The organism is Aestuariibaculum suncheonense (genome assembly GCF_014596935.1).
Lineage (GTDB): Bacteria > Bacteroidota > Bacteroidia > Flavobacteriales > Flavobacteriaceae > Aestuariibaculum > Aestuariibaculum suncheonense.
Genome location: NZ_JACVXC010000001.1, coordinates 1114283 through 1133812, shown reverse-complemented (window position 1 = coordinate 1133812; position 19530 = coordinate 1114283). Strand labels below are relative to the sequence as shown.

General features: G+C 34.0%; 10 protein-coding genes. All 10 read right to left on the bottom strand.

Features of this window, described 5'->3' with window-relative positions:
* Positions 1-68: 68 nt before the first annotated feature.
* Positions 69-2333 (bottom strand): glycoside hydrolase family 3 N-terminal domain-containing protein, encoded by a 2265-nt coding sequence (locus ICJ84_RS04995; protein WP_188215236.1) that lies wholly within the window; start codon positions 2331-2333, stop codon positions 69-71.
* Between the two features lie 41 nt (positions 2334-2374).
* Positions 2375-3724, bottom strand: coding sequence for a family 43 glycosylhydrolase (locus tag ICJ84_RS04990; protein ID WP_188215235.1), 1350 nt, complete (start codon positions 3722-3724; stop codon positions 2375-2377).
* 35 nt (positions 3725-3759) lie between these two features.
* On the bottom strand, positions 3760-7122 hold the full coding sequence (locus ICJ84_RS04985) for a glycosyl hydrolase (RefSeq protein ID WP_188215234.1): 3363 nt from the start codon (positions 7120-7122) through the stop codon (positions 3760-3762).
* Positions 7112-9670, bottom strand: a complete 2559-nt coding sequence (locus tag ICJ84_RS04980) for a heparinase II/III domain-containing protein (RefSeq protein ID WP_188215233.1) — start codon at positions 9668-9670, stop codon at positions 7112-7114. The genes ICJ84_RS04985 and ICJ84_RS04980 overlap by 11 nt, the downstream gene beginning before the upstream one ends.
* A 148-nt stretch (positions 9671-9818) precedes the next feature.
* The gene (locus ICJ84_RS04975; protein ID WP_188215232.1) at positions 9819-13337 is read right to left on the bottom strand and encodes an alpha-L-rhamnosidase-related protein; all 3519 of its coding nucleotides are present in this window, start codon (positions 13335-13337) and stop codon (positions 9819-9821) included.
* 51 nt (positions 13338-13388) lie between these two features.
* Entirely contained in the window at positions 13389-14723 is a 1335-nt protein-coding gene (locus ICJ84_RS04970; protein WP_188215231.1) for a sialate O-acetylesterase, read from the bottom strand.
* A 91-nt stretch (positions 14724-14814) separates the two neighbouring features.
* Entirely contained in the window at positions 14815-16005 is a 1191-nt protein-coding gene (locus ICJ84_RS04965) for a Gfo/Idh/MocA family protein (protein WP_188215230.1), read from the bottom strand.
* A gap of 4 nt (positions 16006-16009) precedes the next feature.
* Positions 16010-17353, bottom strand: a complete 1344-nt coding sequence (locus ICJ84_RS04960) for a Gfo/Idh/MocA family protein (RefSeq protein ID WP_188215229.1) — start codon at positions 17351-17353, stop codon at positions 16010-16012.
* Position 17354: 1 nt separating this feature from the next.
* Complete coding sequence (locus ICJ84_RS04955) at positions 17355-18743, bottom strand: 3-keto-disaccharide hydrolase (RefSeq protein ID WP_188215228.1); 1389 nt, start codon at positions 18741-18743, stop codon at positions 17355-17357.
* Between the two features lie 88 nt (positions 18744-18831).
* Positions 18832-19524: a fasciclin domain-containing protein gene (locus ICJ84_RS04950; protein WP_188215227.1), complete on the bottom strand. Its 693-nt coding sequence runs from the start codon at positions 19522-19524 to the stop codon at positions 18832-18834.
* Positions 19525-19530: the final 6 nt, after the last annotated feature.

The following is a 19530-nucleotide window of genomic DNA, read 5'->3' as shown; positions in this document are numbered from 1 at the left end:
TGCTACTTACACAAGACTGGATTAATACTAGTAATGATATAACCTTGCAAAACTTTATCATTCTCATTCTATTTGCTTAACTTAAATTTTCCTTTTAATCCTTCTTCAGAGGATGTTCCTATCATTACTGTGTAGTCACCCGCTTCCAAAATCCTCTCCATTTTTAACCCTGTAAACTCCAGCATTTTTGGTGTAACTTTGAAACTTACACTTTTTGTTTCTCCAGGTGCTAACATTATTTTCTCAAAACCTTTTAACTCTTTATTTGGTCGAGTAACTGAACCTATTTCATCTTTTAAATACATCTGCACTACTTCTTTTGCTTCCACATCACCAGTGTTTGTTACATCTACGCTAACGGTAATTTCAGTGTTCGGAGTTATCTCTGTATTCGATATTTTTAAATTAGAATACTTAAATGTGGTGTAACTCAACCCAAATCCAAACGGATAAAGAGGACCGTTTTCCAGGAATAAATATCCTTTCTTATTATTAATGCCTTTCATACTATAATGAAATGGTAATTGTCCAATGGATCTTGGTACGGTAACTGGTAATTTGCCAGAAGGCGATATTTCCCCAAATATGAGCTTTGCCATAGAATTATCACCGAACTCACTTAAGTCCCATCCGTCTAAAATCGCATCTGCTTCTTTTGAAATGGTATTAATAGATAAGGTTCTTCTATGCTTTAACACCACAATAGTTGGTTTACCTAAATCTTTGACTTTCTGAATTAATTCATCTTGCATACCTACGGGATCTATGGTCGCTCTATCTCCCAAAGCACCACTAAAGAAAGCTTCTTTAGATGTAAATTCATCGCCTCCTAAAAATAAAACAACCACATCTGAAGTTTTAGCTATTGTTAAAAGCTTTTCTAATGCCTCTGCATCGTAAGGCAAAAGCTTAGGTATACTAGCATTTTCATCGGTTAATTTAAATCCTTTTTCAGTGACAAAAGTATTAGTATTACCCTTAATAGCTTCAAAAGCTACTTGTGTATTTTCTCTTACCAATGGTCCCAAAAGCGCTATCTTTTTATTACCCTCTTTCGAAAGTGGTAAAATATTATTATCATTCTTAAGCAAAATAACAGACTCTAAGTCAGCCTCTTTAGCAAGTTCCAGTGAAGATTCCTTTCTAACCTCTTTTTCTACTTTATCAATATCAACATAAGGATTATCAAAAAGGCCCAAAATAAACTTTGTACGTAAAACACGTCTAACCGCTTTATCAATCAATTTTTCTATGTCTGGGTTATTTTTAACCATTTCTGGCAAATAAGAATAGGCATCTTCTGCATATAAATCGATATCAACTCCAGCTGTCAACCCCATTAAAGCCGCTGCTTCTGGTGATTCTGCTACTTTCATAAAATAAAACAAACGACCTATATCATTGGCATCTGACACCACATACCCTTCAAATCCCCATTGATCGCGCAAAACACCATTAAGTAATTCTGGATTACCGTGACTTGCTATTCCATTTAAATCACCATGAGAAGCCATAATACCCAAAGTTCTGGCTTCCTTAACCGCCGCTTCAAAAGGTGGATAAATCTCATCAATCAACGTGCGTTCTGAAATTTCAATAGCTGCAAAATTTGTACCTCCAAGTACTTGTCCGTATCCTGCAAAATGCTTAGCAACCGCCCCAATATGCGTACCGTTACTCAAACCTTCATAATCACCTTGCACACCTTTAATTGCATTGGTAACCATTTGAGTGGTTAAATAGGTGTCTTCACCGCAAGCTTCACTCATACGTCCAAAACGTGGATCACGAACGATATCAGCTTCGGGTGAATGGCACATATGCATACCTCTTAGCCTTGCTTCTCTTCCAACCACATCCCAAATACGATTCACCAAACTTGGGTTAAAAGAAGCTGATGAAGTAATTGGTCTTCCAAATTTTGTACAGCCTTCAGCATCTACACCATTATAAGACTCCGTTACAAACAATGCAGGAATACCCCAGCGGTTGTGTTCTATAATATATTTTTGAAGTTCGTTATTGAGCTTGGCTGCGGCCAACGGACTAATGTGTTCCGCCGGATTTTTGATACCCGCAATACCTAGTTTTAATTTTTCTACAACCTTATCAGAAAGTTTTAGCTGTCCCTCATCGTCGGCTTCAACCCCAATATTAGCATGAAAAATTCGCATTTGCGCTACCTTTTCTTCAATGGATAATAAAGGTAAAAGGGCTTCAACACGCTCATCTATAGAAAGTGAGGCATCTTTATAATCTTTTTGAGATGGTTTAGAACAGGAAGTTGTTAATAATCCTAAAATTGTAAATACAATTAATAAATTTATTTTCATATTGATAATATATAAAGTATTATGTTTTTGTTTTTTAAATTTTATTTAAACCTAAATCTGTTTAGTTTTAAATTAGAGTTTGCCGAAGATTTAAACACCAAACATATTGTTTGTCCGTTATATAACTCATTTATTTTAAAACTTTCATTTATAAAGGCATTAGTAGTATTCCCTGGCAACTTACAAGTAGATAAAAGTTTTCCTGTTGGGGACCCATCTCTAACTTCTACTTCGGTTTCTGTTTTGGACAGGACTTCAAATTCAATGGTGCTTTTAGCTTTTAAGTTTTCAATGTTTGGATAAACTACAAAAGCACTATTCTCATTGCTCCTTATTGAAAACCCACCCATTACATTTTCTGTTTTTTGTATTCCATTGGCTTTAAAATAATCTTCCGCTTCTATAAAACCTTGATTAGCATCATATTGCCCTACCCCTACACCATCCACACGAATAGTTGCTATTTCTCCATTGTCCTTATAATGCACGTAACTTATAAATGTATCCCTAAACCATCTGTTATTTGTTTGGCTAATGTCACAGTATGCAAAATACCACTGGTTATGCCACTCAAAAAAACTACCATGTCGCCCTTGTAAAAACCCATTTGGCCATGTTGGGTTAGCATAACCTTTTGCAAAACTGCTTTCTTTAATAATTGTATCAACATAATCATATGGGCCATACAAATTATCGGACATGGCATAAAAACAGCCCCAAGACAAATAATATTTGTTATTGTATTTATGCACAAATGGTTTATCGTCTGTAGGCATACTCTTATTATTCCCATCTCTATTATAAGGCCCTCTTGGATTATTGATGATGATTTTTTTTGGTGTCTCGGCAAGACTGATCATATCGTTATTTAACTTGGCCACGTAATAATCCCAAACTCCAAAAAAGATGTAATGTTCACCATTATCTTCTTCGAAAACGGCCATATCATACTCGTGCGTTGGAGTTAATTCAGAGGATAATAAAGGTTTACCTAATGGATCGTTCCAAGGACCAACAGGAGAATCTCCAACAACAACACCTGTTTGCTCATTACCTTCAGAAAAATACCAATAATACTTACCATTTTTATAACCAACATCTGTTGCCCAACAACTCTGGAAAGACTTTCCTATATAAGTATTATCTGGTTTTAAAGTACTACGCCTTGTCCAGTTAACTAGGTCTGGAGATGACCAAACCCACCAATCTTCCATAACAAACCCTTTATTCTCTATAGACTTATCATGTGAAGCATACAAATAAGCTATATCATCAAAAATATGAATATGCGGATCGTTCAATCCTTTGTTTGGAACTATTGGGTTTTGAGCAACGACTAATGTATTTGTTATAATAACAACTATTATTAAACTCGTTTTAATTGTGTGCATAAATTCCTGTTTCATTACTTATAAATACTTTACTATTAATTACTATTTATAACTACTTTACTGAAGTTAATAGTAATTGGGCCAATCAAACCTGAAGACATTAAGGGGTCGTTCTTCTTATAAAAAGGATAGGCAGAAAAAGTTACCCTTTTTCCTAATGGCATTGGTTCATTATTAATATACCAATCTGGCATTTTAGAATCAGAAATACTGTAACCATCAGTTCTCTCATAATGTTCATCACCAATAAGTCTGTTAGTCCATGTATTTGTGACTTCTATTCTAAGTGTATTCTTTCCTTTCTTAACATAGTCTGTTATATCAACAGCATATGGCATAACCCATAAAACCGAGACCTCTTTATCATTCACAAAAACCTTGGCCGCAATGCTTACCTTTCCTAAGTCTAAGTTTATTTTAATATCTGGTTTTATTTCTTTTTCAGATAAAGTAAATGACGAACTATAGTCCACCGTACCCGAAAAATGTTTAATATCAAAAATTTCCGAATTGGTCAAATTATAAAGTGAATCTATAACAATAGTATTTTCATAACCGTATGGCGCTTTAAATTGTAGTAGCCATGAACTGTTCAAAATTTTATTCTCAGGAAGATTGTTAACCTTAACAGTCTTTTCTGATTCATCATTAAAAACCACTGAGTAATCTCCATTCTGGTTAACCAACATTTCAATCTCATCCTTTTTATTGTAGTAAAAAGTAGGCTTTGATTCTGATGAACTTTTAATTGACACAATAGAATGGATGTCTTTTGAGCGCTCTTTTAAAATTATAAAAACAGATTCCAATGGCTTCAATTGAACATCTGTTACCATGCCTTGGTCATTTTCCTGATAACAGGCCAGCCTAGTAATATCCCCTGTCATAGGATTCCATAATTCAGGCTGTTTACCTTTTATAGAAAATTTTAAATGAACGTTTTGGGCTATAGAATCTTGATTATAAATGAAGTAAATATCTTCATTTTGTGTTTTTCTGTGTATATAAGGAATCTCTTTACTTGGTGTAGAAACTATTAGGTCGTAACTTAAGTTATTAGTACTGAAAATAGTGTTCCAATCAAAAGAAGAAAACGTGGTTTTACTACTCCATATTTTATTTACCAAATAATTGAATGCATCTGTTTCTTCTCTAGACTTTAAATACCCAGCTAACCCATTAGGCTTGTTTCCCACAATTATAATACCCTGCTCAGAGAATTCATTTAGCTTCCTCAAAGTCTTTAAAGTTAGCATATCGCAGTTGTGCAAAGCCAATAACTTATAGCTTGTACCTTCTGGCAACACCAGCATGCCTTCTTTAGCTTCTATCCTATTCAACAGAGCATCCGTGTTTATATTATCGTAATTAATTGTTACTGGAATGTTATGTGAAAAACTATTTCTGGAAGTCACAGAATTGGGAGAACCTTCACCAACATAAACTAACATATCGGATACAGGATTGCCTTGCCTTAGCAAATATGACCCTCTTGCTAAATATTTAAACCAGGCGGCGCCGGCATTGTACCACCAGGTCTGAGTTCTATCGATATGAGAACCCCACTGACTCATCGTCATACCTGGTAATACTTTGGTATTTGCTTGATGAGCAAATCGATGAAACATAAACTCATTGATTCCTAAAATCCAAGCCATATCTCCAGTAGTCTTGGACATCCCCGGATGACCTTTCCAATTGATTTGCGATTGCGCTGAAAAAGACTCGGCTGAAATTATTTTTTTTCCATAAATGCGTGCTCCAGACACAGCAGTTTCTGTTTGATAGCGTTGGTGCATCCAGAACTCGCCCATAGGTATATCGGTTTGCTTTGCGGCGTCTAATTCATTAAAAGGGGCATTAAAAGAATACGGTTCTATGTAACTAATAAGTCCATCATCATGCGTCAATTTTGTGAATTCTCCAAAATAATTTTCGGTAATTAAATCGCTGTTAAGCTTTCTAATTTCCCATAAAACCGCATCGGTAGCCTGCGCACTTTCTACCATTCTACCAGCATAAACTGGCAAAAAAGGAATCAGTGAATGCCCATATGTTTCAAGGAAAATAGCCTCATAACCATCTGTCCAATTTTGCCCTCCTACCTCAAAGCTATCAATCTCCAGATATTGCATAGCACTTGGAGCAATATTTTTAGTATTTTCAACAACTTTACCTACATAAGCATCGTAGTGGATTTTTAAAGCAGATTTACTCATTTTATCAACTTCAAGACCTCTTCCTTCATCAGAGGCTGGAGAATTAACGGCACCTGTTGAAGTAAATCCAAAACGCAAAATCGTCCAATTCCCTTTAGGAAGCTTTACACTCAAATTACCATCGCTATTCATCGCATGTGTTAAATCTATGATGTCATTTATATTAATAATAGAAGATGCATCGTCACTTTCTAAAGGCTTTAATCTGCTATCTTCTATTTTAAACAAGGAGGTTTTGGCCAAAAAATTAGGATAATTTTGCCTTTTATTAAGGCTCACTTCCATAATCTCATAATTATCCTCGATTATAATTCTAAAATACCTTGCTTTTATTTCGGAAAAACTCTCATCTATCGCAAATTCACGCTTCCCCAATCGTTTTAAATTAAAAGCTTGAGCTTCATTAAAATTTACCCCATCATCTGATATTAAAAGAGTTGATTTTCTACTTCCGTTAATCGCCTTTGTGAGTGGCATATATATTGATTTTACTCCATAAGGTTTTCCAAAATCAAACTGAACCCAGTTTTTATCTTTCTCTGAAGCGTGTAAAACAGATGTTTTATCCCATTTTCCATCTGAAACCAATTTGATGTCGAACGTTTTATCGGATGATGTGATGATGGGTTTCACTGAATTATCTTCTAATTCTGCAAATAATGATGGATAGGCAACCACCGCTATATCTTTATAAAATCCTTCTCTAACTGTTGGTTTTTCTAAGGTTAAATTGCTTTTTTTTCCACCTTCAATAATTTTCTCATTCCAAACGACTTGCTTCATGGAATTTTCTGGGGTATTCCAAGGCCCTCCACTAGAAGTCCATCCATCACAATTATGTACACCAAAACTTAAGCCCAAACGTTCACATTCTTTAGCTGCATGTCCTATTAATTCTTGATGATTCTCTGAATTAAAATTCACATTACCTTGAGGAATAGTATGAGACACATTAAACAACAGGACTCCACCTATACCAACTTCTTTTATAGCCTCCAAATCTTTGGTTAGCCCGGGTTTAGAAATATTCCCACTCATAGCATGCATCCAGGTTCTTGGTTTAGCACGTTCCGGCGGATTTTTAAAACCGTTTTCCAATTGTTGACCAAAAAGGGTAAAAACACTAAAAAATATTACCCCTTGGACCATGAAAAGCCATGTATTATATTTAATTTTCATAAATCTTTACATTAGTGTTTCTTGAATTTATCTCTGGCCTATTTTTTAAAAAATTAATATAGACTTCAAGCTTACTTTTATTATTGGGTTCAATAACAATATTTCGATAAACCAGTTTTTCTCCATCCCCTATATAAACATCTTGAAGTTTATTTAAAGAGTTTTGTGTAATAATGGCAAAAGTTCCTTTAAAGGTCAATTCAAGCTCCTTGCTACTATACACTTGATCCTTTTCTTGAATAAGAACATATTGCTGTATCTTTTTTCCATTTATAATGCTAATAATATTAAAACCTTTAAAAACACCATTTTCCTGTAACTTAGTTACAGATTGAATTCCTTCATTGTTATTTTTATTAAAATTGGGTTCATAAACAACAGCAAAGGGGTTATTCCATGCAGCCCCTTTTTGCCGGATTACTAATGTTGGTGTAGACAACGTATCATATGGTTTAGGGCCTTCAAAAGTATGTGGTGCTTTTACTTTGGTATACTCTCTATTATCATTCCCAATAATAAAAAGATTCATATATCCTCTTTTCTCTTTTATATTTTCAATTTCAAATTGAGCTCTAACATCATTATTATAAACATTTGAAGACTTTACATCCTTAAAAAAATGCCAACCTGGATTTCTGTATGTTCTATGTTGTTGCCAATCTCCTTTAACATTGGCTTGATAGCGTTCTTCATCGTTTCTTAATTTTAAATCTTTATTTAAAAACAACAGCTTATCGCCAATGTTATGGTATATATAATCGTGATATTGATTGGATAAAGATGATTTTGAACGAAATACATCGACATAATAACCCGTTTTATCAGATGTTCTAACTAGAGCTAGAGTTCGTGTTTGTAAAGCTTCTGCTTTTTCTCCTTTATCATCCTTAAAACTCGTAATTGTAAAGGAATAATTAGGGGACAACGCTTTTTCCAATGGCTTAGGTTCCATTACCAAGAGTTCGGTTTTATTGATTCCTAAATTTGCCCATCCTCCTTCTCCTTGGCTTGCTCCATTTACAACAACCGTATTATGTGCAGCATATAATCTTGAATAATTTTCATGAATGTCTTCTCTATATTTTCCTCTTCCGTTGTCAACACCAAGTACTTCACCCAAACCATATAATTCCATATCCATACCATTAGCATGACCATGCACCATGTGCCCGCCTCCTACAAAACACATCAAGCCATATTCAGGTCCTTTTGTTGCACTTAAATTACGTTGTAAATAAATGCCTGCATGCTCGAAAACATCTGTTCTAGGTAGTTCGGCCTGATCTAAAGAGTAAGATTCTGTTTTTTGCAACCAAAGTAATCTTGTTGGCGTAAAATAAGGCTCAACCTTTACTGATCTTTTTCCTACATTCCCTTTATTGTATTTTTCATGTATTAAAACTTCTGAAATTAAGGGTCCAAACTTTTGTGTTAATGATGGTACAGAGTTTTTTTCACCTAAAGAATATGCAATTTCATAAACCTCATAAGGTGTTTCTAAATGGCGTTTTCCATCGCCGAACCTTATAATTTCGCCATTAGGGTAACTAATACTGTTCCATCTATCTAATGCAAACAGAATTTTATCATATTCTTGTGTCAGTTTTAAATCAGGATTATATCGTTCTAAAACCCAAAACATCCTGGTTAAATATTCTGATACTACGTTTGAATATTGGGAGGTTTCTGGAAAAACATCGCCTTCTTTTATATATTTTTTTGCCACATCCGGTAAAGCATCTTGTTGGTCTGTTCCTTGTTTTAAAAAATAACTTAAATAATAATTCCTATCATTAACATTTTCCAGAGCTAAAGCATTTTGAATTAAACTAACAGATTCTAAAACCGACCAATTAGACCCTGTATGACCATGCTCAATAGCTAATTTTGCATATGTTCTAAAAACAAATTGAGCTTTTTCATAAGGAAATTTAACATTAGTTTTTGCTCCTATATCATAAGGCTTATTTCCTTTCTTTAAATATGAAACCACAAAATCATATAAAACAGGAAGTTGTGCTCCAACAACGCGAGCTTCTCTTAAATGGTCGCTTGGATAAACCCAGCCTCCATTTCGTTTATCCTTTGAAGGACTTAATTGTGTGATTCCCTCAATATAAGCATACAAAATATCTAAAGCGCATTGCCCATATTCCTTTCTTTCTGTTAAGAAATAAAGTACACCACAATCTATTCCTATTTGCAGATAATTTTTTAGCTGATTTCTCTCTAGATTATTTGATTTGTTAAAAATTTGATACGTTTTTAAGGGAGGGGTTTTCCCTTTTTTTTGTTTAGACCAATCAAAAGGGATATTATTTAAAAACTTTTGGGGATTATTGTTGTATTCGGAAATATCATCATTTATTCTTTGAATAAATTCTCCATAAAAAGAAGTAGCCCATTCTTGTTCCTTGATTTTACTAAGAATTTCCTTTTTATCTTCCTTTTTCACCCAAATAAATGGGCGTTCAAATTCTTGTGTAAAAGCAAAAGAACAACAAAATATTATTGAATAACTAATGATATTATTTCTAAAATTCGTCATTCTCTTCTTTTTTTGTTTTAAATATTTTTACCGGCGTTATAATATCTGATTAATTACAGCATAATCATCAATTAGCTTAATCTAAAAATGCTACCCAATACTTTAGTTTGTTAAGAGGCCGTTTTAAAAATTAACTTATTAGGGGCTATTAAAATGAATTGATTACTAACTTAATTTCATGTTTCCCTGGGGTTAATCTTACTGAACCAAATGCTGATGCTACTTTTTTACCGTTATGCATTAGTTCTTTACCTGGAGATGGATTTATTGAGAATTCTGCAACCATATTGGCTGGAATTTCAATAATGTAAGTCTGTAAACGTGGAGAATTAAAAGTATAACTTGCCTTAATGTCTCCCAGCACAGTAGGCACCTGAATACTACTTTCTTTTAAATTTCCCATTTGAGGATTAATATTGGCAATTCTAAAGCCTGGTGTTTTAGGTGTAATTCCCCATAATTCCCTTGTTACGATGTTTGCTGGCACAGCACCCCAAGCATGATTCCAATCTAAATTATTTTTATATTTTATATCCCAAGCCTCCATAGTCATAGTAGATCCAACTCTAATCATATTGTACCAACTTCTATCGCTTTTATTTGTTAAAAGTTGTAAAGTATATTCTTCTTCCCCTGCATTATACAAGCCCTCTAGAAGATATTGAGCACCATAAACACTACAAGCCATTCCTCTTGACTTTATAAAGTTTACAACAGTTCCTAATTTGTCTTGAGGCACCATATTAAAGGCTAAAGGCAACATATTTGAATGTAAAGAGGCATGCTCTGTTCCAATACCATCTACATATATACCACGCTCACTATTGAACATTTTCTGGTTAAGCGCTTGTTTCACTTTTAAAGCTCTTATTTTAAAATCCTCGGCTTCTTTAGATTTCCCCAAAACTTCAGCAAATTTGGCCATAATTGTCATGTTTTGATAGTAAAAAGCATTTACAACTGTATTGTAAGGTTTAAATACATATCCGTCTCTTTCTCCTTTATTTTCAGGATCGCCTCCCCAACCCGCAGAAGGCCAATCTACAATATCTCTCAATTCTGTTTCTAGTGGGCCGAAACCTAATTTTTTCATGTACTCAGGAGTCACATTAGCAGAGGAAATTAAACCATCTTCATTCGCTAACTCATAAAGTGTTTTGTATTTTAACTTATCATAATATTTTTCTATTAGTTCTGTATTTCCCGTGTACATGTAATCTGCATAAAACATTAAGGCAACATGTAGTTGCCATTCTGTTGGCCATGTTGGATGTTCCATAAAATACTCAATAGTTCTTCTTGCAATTGCATACTCCCTGTCCGTTGCATAATGACTTAATTGGTTTAAATACGCATCTGCTTCATAAGGAATACGTTCTCTATCGCCATCTACATATAGGCCATTAAATGTAGTTGCCTTAATTGTGTATTTGCAAAGATCCCAAACTTGGTTTAATACATCATTTGAACTGCTAAAGCTACTTGCATTATCTTCCCAATATCCATGGTACGCTAATTGTTGAAAGTCATCTTTAGAAATATCTCCTTGTAATCCTTCTATTTCTACATATCTGAAAGGCATTAAAACAGGAAACCCTATCGGTAATGCCAATGCTTTGTTGGGCAATGTATTTCTTTTATCTGCCTTTATTTTAATTTGGTAATGGGTTTGACTTGGGCTTACCTCTACTTTTAATTCTTGATAACGAATATGGCTTTTTTCTATTGGATTACTGTTAATGATTTTACCATTCAACTGTTCTCCAATTCTAATTGTTAAGGTGTCTACTTTTTGGGTCTTATAAGTAAATTCCAACGTTGAAAAAGCATCTTTTCCAAAATCCATAAAATAAACATGTCCTCTTTTCTCAAATTTAACGGGGTGTATTCTATCAACCAGATATTTATTTTCAGTAGAAATCATTTTATCGGCTTTTCCCACAGTAAAAGCTTGCGGATTTGAATAGTCAACCAGCCGATTGTCTTCATCCCAAATTCGGACTTTCCAAAAGTATGTTTTTCCTATTTCCAAAGGAGCTCCATTATACTCTACATTGCTTGAAATATTGGAACGCACCTGTTTACTGTCCCAAATATTGCCTTGGTTCAAAGCTAGTTCTTCTTCTGATGAAGCAACTAATACTTGATATGCCGATTGAAAAACAGATTCTTTAGCTATTGTCCAACTAAACTCTGGCTGCAAATCTATAATCGAGACATCCTTAGGGTCTCTAATTAATTCTACTGATAAATTAGAGGGAGCACTTCTATATAAATCACTATTCTTTTTAATTAATTCATCGCATTTGGCTCTTAAATCTGCAGCAATGGCTTTATATTTTGGATTATTGATTAGATTATTTACTTCTTTGGGATCTTTTTTAAGGTTATATAATTCTTCAAAAGATTTATCATTTACATATCTGAAGTATTTCCAATTCTTAGTACGAACCCCTTCACTTGGTGGAATATGTTCAAACTCCCAGATATGTTCTATTAAAATGGTATCTCTTTCTATGGTCTTAGCTCTTTTTTGCACTAATGGTAATAAACTTTTTCCTTGCCAAGTTTTTGGAGGAGTTATTCCTGCAAGATCAGCAATAGTGCTAGGAACATCTATATTTAATACCATCTCTTCAACATCGTGGTGTTGGTTTACTCGTGGGTCGTAAATAATTAATGGCACTCGAATGGAGTTATCATACATCATCCACTTTCCAGCAAATTGACGTTCTCCTAAAAAATATCCATTATCACCCATTACAATAATTACGGTATTTTTATCTAATCCTTTTTCTTGTAATTTTTCGCGAATTTTAGCTATTTCAAGGTCTATTCCTGAAATCATTCTGTAATACCCTTTCAAGCTATGTTGGTATTTTTCTGGAGTATCATATCGCCATGTCCATCTTAACCTATTAAAGCCGTCTCTTACAAACTTTGGTTGTGATTCAAAATATTTATCCTTAGATAAATCTGCTTCTGGAATTACTGTATTTTGTAATAATTTATCGGTTGTATTTTGCCAAAAATATTGATCTACAGCACTATCGTGTGCATGAGGAGCACTAAAACACAATGAAAGACTAAAAGGACAATTTGTATCTATATTATCTAAATAATCCAATGCTTTTTGTCCTGTATACCTAGTTAAATGAACGGTATCTTTGTCTATAGTCTTATAAAAATATCCTCTTTTATCATTATAGGCATTGTTACGGTCATAGGATTCATAAACATCAAATTGTTTTTCCAAATCATCATATCGTACTCCATATTTACCAAAAAATGCAGTTTTGTATCCGCTTTGTTTTAATAATACTGGATACGAATTCGCCATGTATTCCTCACGTACATTACCTGTCTGAAAATTAAAATTATGGGTTCTTTCATGTAGTCCAGTTAAAATACTTGCCCTACTAGCGGCACAAATAGGAGTGGTTACAATGGCGGTACTAAAGTACGTACCTGATTTTGCTAAATCGTCCATTTGTGGCGTTTCAACAAATTTGTTACCTGCATAACCAATAGCATCAAAACGTTGGTCATCTGTTAAAATAAAAATTATGTTTGGTTTTTCACTTTTTTTAATGTTTTCCTGTGAAAAACCAATATTTAAAATATTTATATAAAGCACCAGGCTTATTAAGAATCTTTCTTTTTGCATTTTATATATCTTATAACTATTTATCCAACAGATTTAAAGAAGTACTCGTTATTATTTGCTCCAACTATCCGTTCTAAAAGGTGAAACTGGCAAACCGGAAACACTAAACAGACTTCCTTTCAAACAATCTTCAAAGCCATATCGTACTGCTATTATTTCATTTACTTGAGGACTAAAAACGGTAAGGGTTTGATTTTTATTTACGACAACTTTGGCTTCATAAAATTGTCGATCTTTACCTGCTACATAAAAACTTTTAATTTCTTGATTGGTATCAAAAGCTTTGTTACTTTTTTTATCACTAAAAAACTTAAATCTAAGAACCGCTTTATTTTCTTTAATTTTCAAGGATTTGTATTCTGGACTTTTATAGTCAAATCCTTTTAAGTGATATTGTTCCGCTAGCGCTAGGTTTAACAATCTTTCTGCAATAGTCTCCTTTTGTGGTGGATGAATATCATCGCAATTTCCAACATCAGTAGTAATTACAATTCCTGTGTTTGAAACCTCATTTGCAACTTGTTTTTGAGCTTCACGAATTAAATCTGCATTAATAGTATTTGTATTCCTATTCTTATCGTATGCATAAGGTGCTATTTGAACCAGATAAAACGGCAATGTTTTATCTTTCCATTGTAATCTCCAATCTTTTATTAATGTTTTCAAATAATCTTTATAGGGTGCTGGGGTGCCTCTGTTTGATTCTCCCTGATACCATAATATTCCCTTAATAGCAAAATCTTGAAATGGAAAAATCATTGCATTATAAAGACATGTTGGCCGCTTTTGTTTATTTATATCAGAAGGTAAAACCTCTGGTATTTTAACGTCTTTATACTTTAATAGTCCTTCTCGAGATATCCAAGATTGTATTTGTGTGCCACCCCAAGAAGATTCTATAATTCCTATAGGAACTTTAAGCTTTTGAAACAACTTTAATCCAAACATATAGCCAATGGCACTAAATTTACTTACCGAATTTTTACTGGATTTTTCCCATTTCCCATTTAGGCCTTCTTCAGGCATCACGCTAGCTTCTCTTCCATTGTTAAAAAGCCTGATATCTGTTTTTTCTGCGGCATTAATAAATTCCTCAGAATTAAAAACATATGATTTATTAAATCCAATTAAAGGCATTTCCATATTCGATTGCCCTGAACAAAACCAAACTTCTCCAATTAAAACATCGGTAAAAGTTACCAATGAAGATCCTCTTATGGTTAATGTTTGAGGATTAAAAGTGGCTTTGGGAGTTCTAATCTTTGTTCTCCAAGACCCATCATCATTTGTTTTTGTAATGGCATTTTTGCCCCAAGTTGTGGTAATAACTATTTCTGTATTCGGCGTATCCCAACCCCAAATCGAAACATTTTCTTGTTGCTGCAAAACCATATGATTTCCAAAAACGGAAGGCAAATTGGTTTTAGCAAAAACGGTAGCGCTTACGAATAGACATAAAATTAATGTTCTGATCATTTTAATTAGAAAATAAATTAGTATTCCATGACACTGTTTGATTGTTGTACATCGCATCTAATGCCATTTGTACACAAACTGCTGTTTTTGCGCCCGAAATAAGATTAGACCTTGGCATAATACTATTATTAATAGATTCGCTAAAATCAATCAAAGCTTGTTTTGTAGGGTTTAAATGGTTTACCTGAATTGGAATTCCTTTTTGACCATCCCATTGCACAGTAGCGCCACTTACGCCATCGACCTCTGTTAATTCATTTTTATAACTTCCTTCTGGATAAAACCATGCTTTATGCATATCTATAATTATAGTACCCTTATCACCAATTACTTTTATTTGATAACCATCTTTAGCATTATTAGTTAAGCATGTAAATTTTGCTTTTACACCATTAGAATAACTATAAATAACATGAATATTATCATAGGTTTCTCTGCCATCTTTCCAATAATCTATACCTCCCACCCCTATTACCTGCTCAGGAGTCGATTTCAATACCCAGTTTACAAAATCAATTTGATGCGAACATAACTCGGCCACTAAACCTCCGGAATATTCTTTATACATTCGCCAATTAATGGCCTTTTCAAAGCTAGGATCCGGAACAGGTCTTCTCCAATTCCCATGTCTGTTCCATTGGCATTCAAACGCTACAATTTCACCTACTTTTCCTTGTTGTATTAAATCTACAATATGGGTATAGAGACGAGAGCTATGGTATTGATGTCCAGTTTGAAAAATTCCATTAAAGCTTTTTTCCTGTTTAAGCAATTTGCCAATGGCTGGGTAACCTTTAGCTAGTGTTTTTTCGCAATACACATGTTTTCCTGCATCCATTGCATCTGCAGCTATTTGAGAATGGTTATAAATTGGTGTTGAAACGATTACAGCATCAATATCTTTATTCTCTAATAATTTTCTATAGTCCTGATAAGCTTCTTTTTTGCTTTGTATTTTTGATAATCCATTTTTTAAATGAAATGGAAGAATATCGCAACCTGCCATTACATTAAGGTTTTCAATTCCATTCATCATATTTATTAACCCTGCCCCTCTATTTCCTGTACCTATAACACCAACATTAATTTTATTGAGACTAGACCTCTTTAATACATCACTGAAAACATAGGGAGCTACCAATATAGATGCTGATGCGATAGTTCCATCTTTTATAAAATTTCTTCTTTTCATCTATCTATATTTTTGGTTCCCAACCTGGTTCATAAGTTCTTGACCATAGCTTCATAGCCTCTCTATCAAATATTCTTCCGGATATACCATCTATATCAAAACCTTTATTGATTCTGAAAGAAATATTTGCATAATGTGTTAACATTTGAGAAAGTGCCCCAATATTAATAGGAGATGTTAACGCTTCCTTACCTCTTATAGCATTAAAGAAATTAACTGTATGTCTTGTCGAAAGATCCCCCCCACCACCAAGAGCAATTCCTCCTTCACTGCTTCTCGACTTCATTTCTTCTATTAATTTACCTTGTCGATCATAAAGTTCATATCCATTTCGATCTACCATAACCGATCCATCTGTCCCATAAATTAAGGTTCCTCGATCTCTACCGTATTTATTAAAGGCATTCCTACTTATTCCATCCCATTGTATAATTTTATTATTTTCAAACTTGTAATTGGCTAGCATTTCATCATACATTTCCCATCCATCACCTAAAAAATATCTTTTATCAGCTAATACATTAACATATATTGGGTAATTAACACCTAGAGCCCATCTCGCTATATCTAACTCATGTGTAGCATTATTTCCCATTTCCGCGGTGCCATAATCCCAGCCATACCAATGCCAATTATAGTTCCAGGTGTCATGAGTATATTCCCTTCTAGGAGCGGGACCTTGAAACAAATCCCAGTTTAAACCTTCGGGGGGAGCAGCCTTAACGGGTACTGGTACTTCTCCTCTTCCATTAACATAAAAAGCAATGGCTTTATATGCCTCTCCAATTACGCCGTTGTGTATATCATTAATTATCTTGATACTTTCAGGCGATGATCGTTGTTGGTTTCCCATTTGAACAACTTTATTGTATTTTTCTTTCGCCTCTACTATCAATTCATTTTCTCTAGGATTATGACTGCACGGTTTTTCTACATACACGTGCTTACTGGCTTGCATGGCCATAATAGCTCCTGGAGTATGCCAATGGTCAGGAGTGGCCATAAACACAGCATCAACATCTTTATCATCTAGAATATTCCGAATGTCAGCCTCTAACTTTGGCTTATAACCCAGTTTTTTACTTACTTTCTCCTCTGCCAAATCCATTTGGTTTTGCATTACATCACACAAATACTCTAAACGTACATTACTTTCTTTTAAAGCTATACCTTCTAAAAACGCTGAATAGCGACGACCTAATCCCTGTATAGCCACATGTATTCTATCATTAGCTCCTATAATATTTTTATAACTTTTTGCAGACATAGCATTAACCTGACTTGCTAAACCAACACCTATAGCCGCCGTTGTGGTTTTTTTAATAAACTCTCTTCGGTTATTTTTCATACTATTCTTTATTTACTTTCGGAACTTTTATTTTAATATTTCTAAATGAAACTCTATCTCCATGATCCTGTAATAATATTTGACCTTTTTCGAGTAACCCGAAATTAGGCCATTTGGCATATTTACTTTCAGAAACCAATTTTAAAAATGTACCACTACCTCTCTCATACTCTAAGACTTTTACCTCATTTAACCAGTGTTCTACATGATTATTTTTTGAAACGATATAAGCGGTATTCCAATCTCCGATTGGATGAATTGGCTTATTTGGATCTGCCTTAATTAAATCGTATAGAGAACAAACTGTTCTACTGCCTTCATGAGCCCCTAGTTTAGCATCTTTATGAAGTACATCGTCTAGAATTTGATATTCTAGACCAATTGAAGATCCTGAACCCTTATTTAGCTCTGTGTCTACGTAATACTTTATCCCACTGTTTGCTCCCGGTGTTAACTTAAAATCTACTTTCAATTCAAAATCACCGTAACTCTCAGTAGTCACAATATCTCCTCCTGCGGCCGACTCTCCTCCTCCAGATGCTAATACAGTGAGCTCGCCATCATTAATTTCCCAACCTTTCTCAGGGAATTTATTTAATTTAGCCCCTCTCCATCCATTAGTTGTTTTTCCATCCCAAAGCATTTGCCATCCACTATTCTTCTCATCTACAGTTAAATTATTCTTTGTAATTATTGGATCAACCGTTGTTTTTTTAGAATATTTAATTGGATTATTTGTTATGATTTTAACATTTCTCCACTTTATTTCTGTACCCGGTTCATTATCTCCCTGAATACTGTGCACTTGCAGCCCAATAAATCCTGATACTGTTTTATCATCTATAAGATGCGCTGCAGGAACATTATTTATCCATGTTTTAATGGTATCTCCTATAGCCTCTATCCTGTAATGATTCCATCCATTTTGCTTGAATGCTTTTTGAGCTTCAGGATTATTATCTAAAGTATACAACCATTTCCGCCTTTTTTCATCATAAATACCCCCACTCCAAGCTCTTTCTGAAGGATCTATTTCAACTTGATACCCATGTACAATTCCATTTTTATAATAAGGAAAACTGTTTGATCTAATTTGAATACCTGAATTCATTTCCGGATTTACTTTATATTCTAACTCTAAAATAAAATCAGAAAATATTTCATTAGTTGTTAAAAAGGTATTCGGAGTATTGGCCACAGTAGTCCCTATTACCACTCCGTTTTCCACTCTATACTCGGCTTTACCTCCTTTTATATTCCAGCCATCTAGAGTATTTTCCTGTATTAAATTTACCCATGGTAACTTTTCTTCCTCATTACAAGAATAAAGCAATCCTGAAATAATAAATACAGTAATAAAAAGATGCCATTTTATTTGATATGATTTCATGGTTATAAAACTAATTTTAAAAAAACCCTCTGCTCTACAAGTCGTATAGCAGAGAGTTTTTACTAACTCAAAAAACTATTATAAACCTTTAGTATGGTTTATTTCTTACTGGGTCTTGAATAAAATGTCCAATACCATTTTTGAATACATAATTAGCTCTATAAACCCCTTCTGGTTGAGATAAGGCAGTGGGGGGAAGTGGAGCTGGATTAGTATTAATATTTATATTCCATCTATCATTTCTGGTAAGAGCTATTAAACCATCATCTCCTGGTATCAATGTCTGAAACAAATATGGCACATCTCTTTCTGCCAAGGACAACTGGGCCACATAAGAAGTAACAATATGATACTTCAAAACTGCTCTTAGCTTCTCCATCTTTTCAGGTGTGTCCACACGCTCCATAACTTGTTCTGGTGTTTCTCCTTCAGCAACACTCGAAGATCCAGTAACGATTTGTATTACGTTTCCCGCTCCTATAAACGCTCTATTGTTTAATAAGAAATAAGTTCTTTCTTGAGTTTCTGTTTGATCGTATAAATCTTCAAAACCTGCTTTTTTAATCGCGGCTATAAAATAATTAAGCTCTTCACCACTTAATCCACCCTCTTCGTTTAAAGCAGTTCTAGTTTGTATGAAATCCCAAGCAGTTATATCTTCAAAAGGATCTACTAAGCTTACCTCTGGCTTAAAGTCAAAAGTTTCCTGCAATGGTAAATCACATGAGGTTATTGTGATACTTACACATAAGACCAGTATTAATTTTAAATATGTTTTCATAATTAT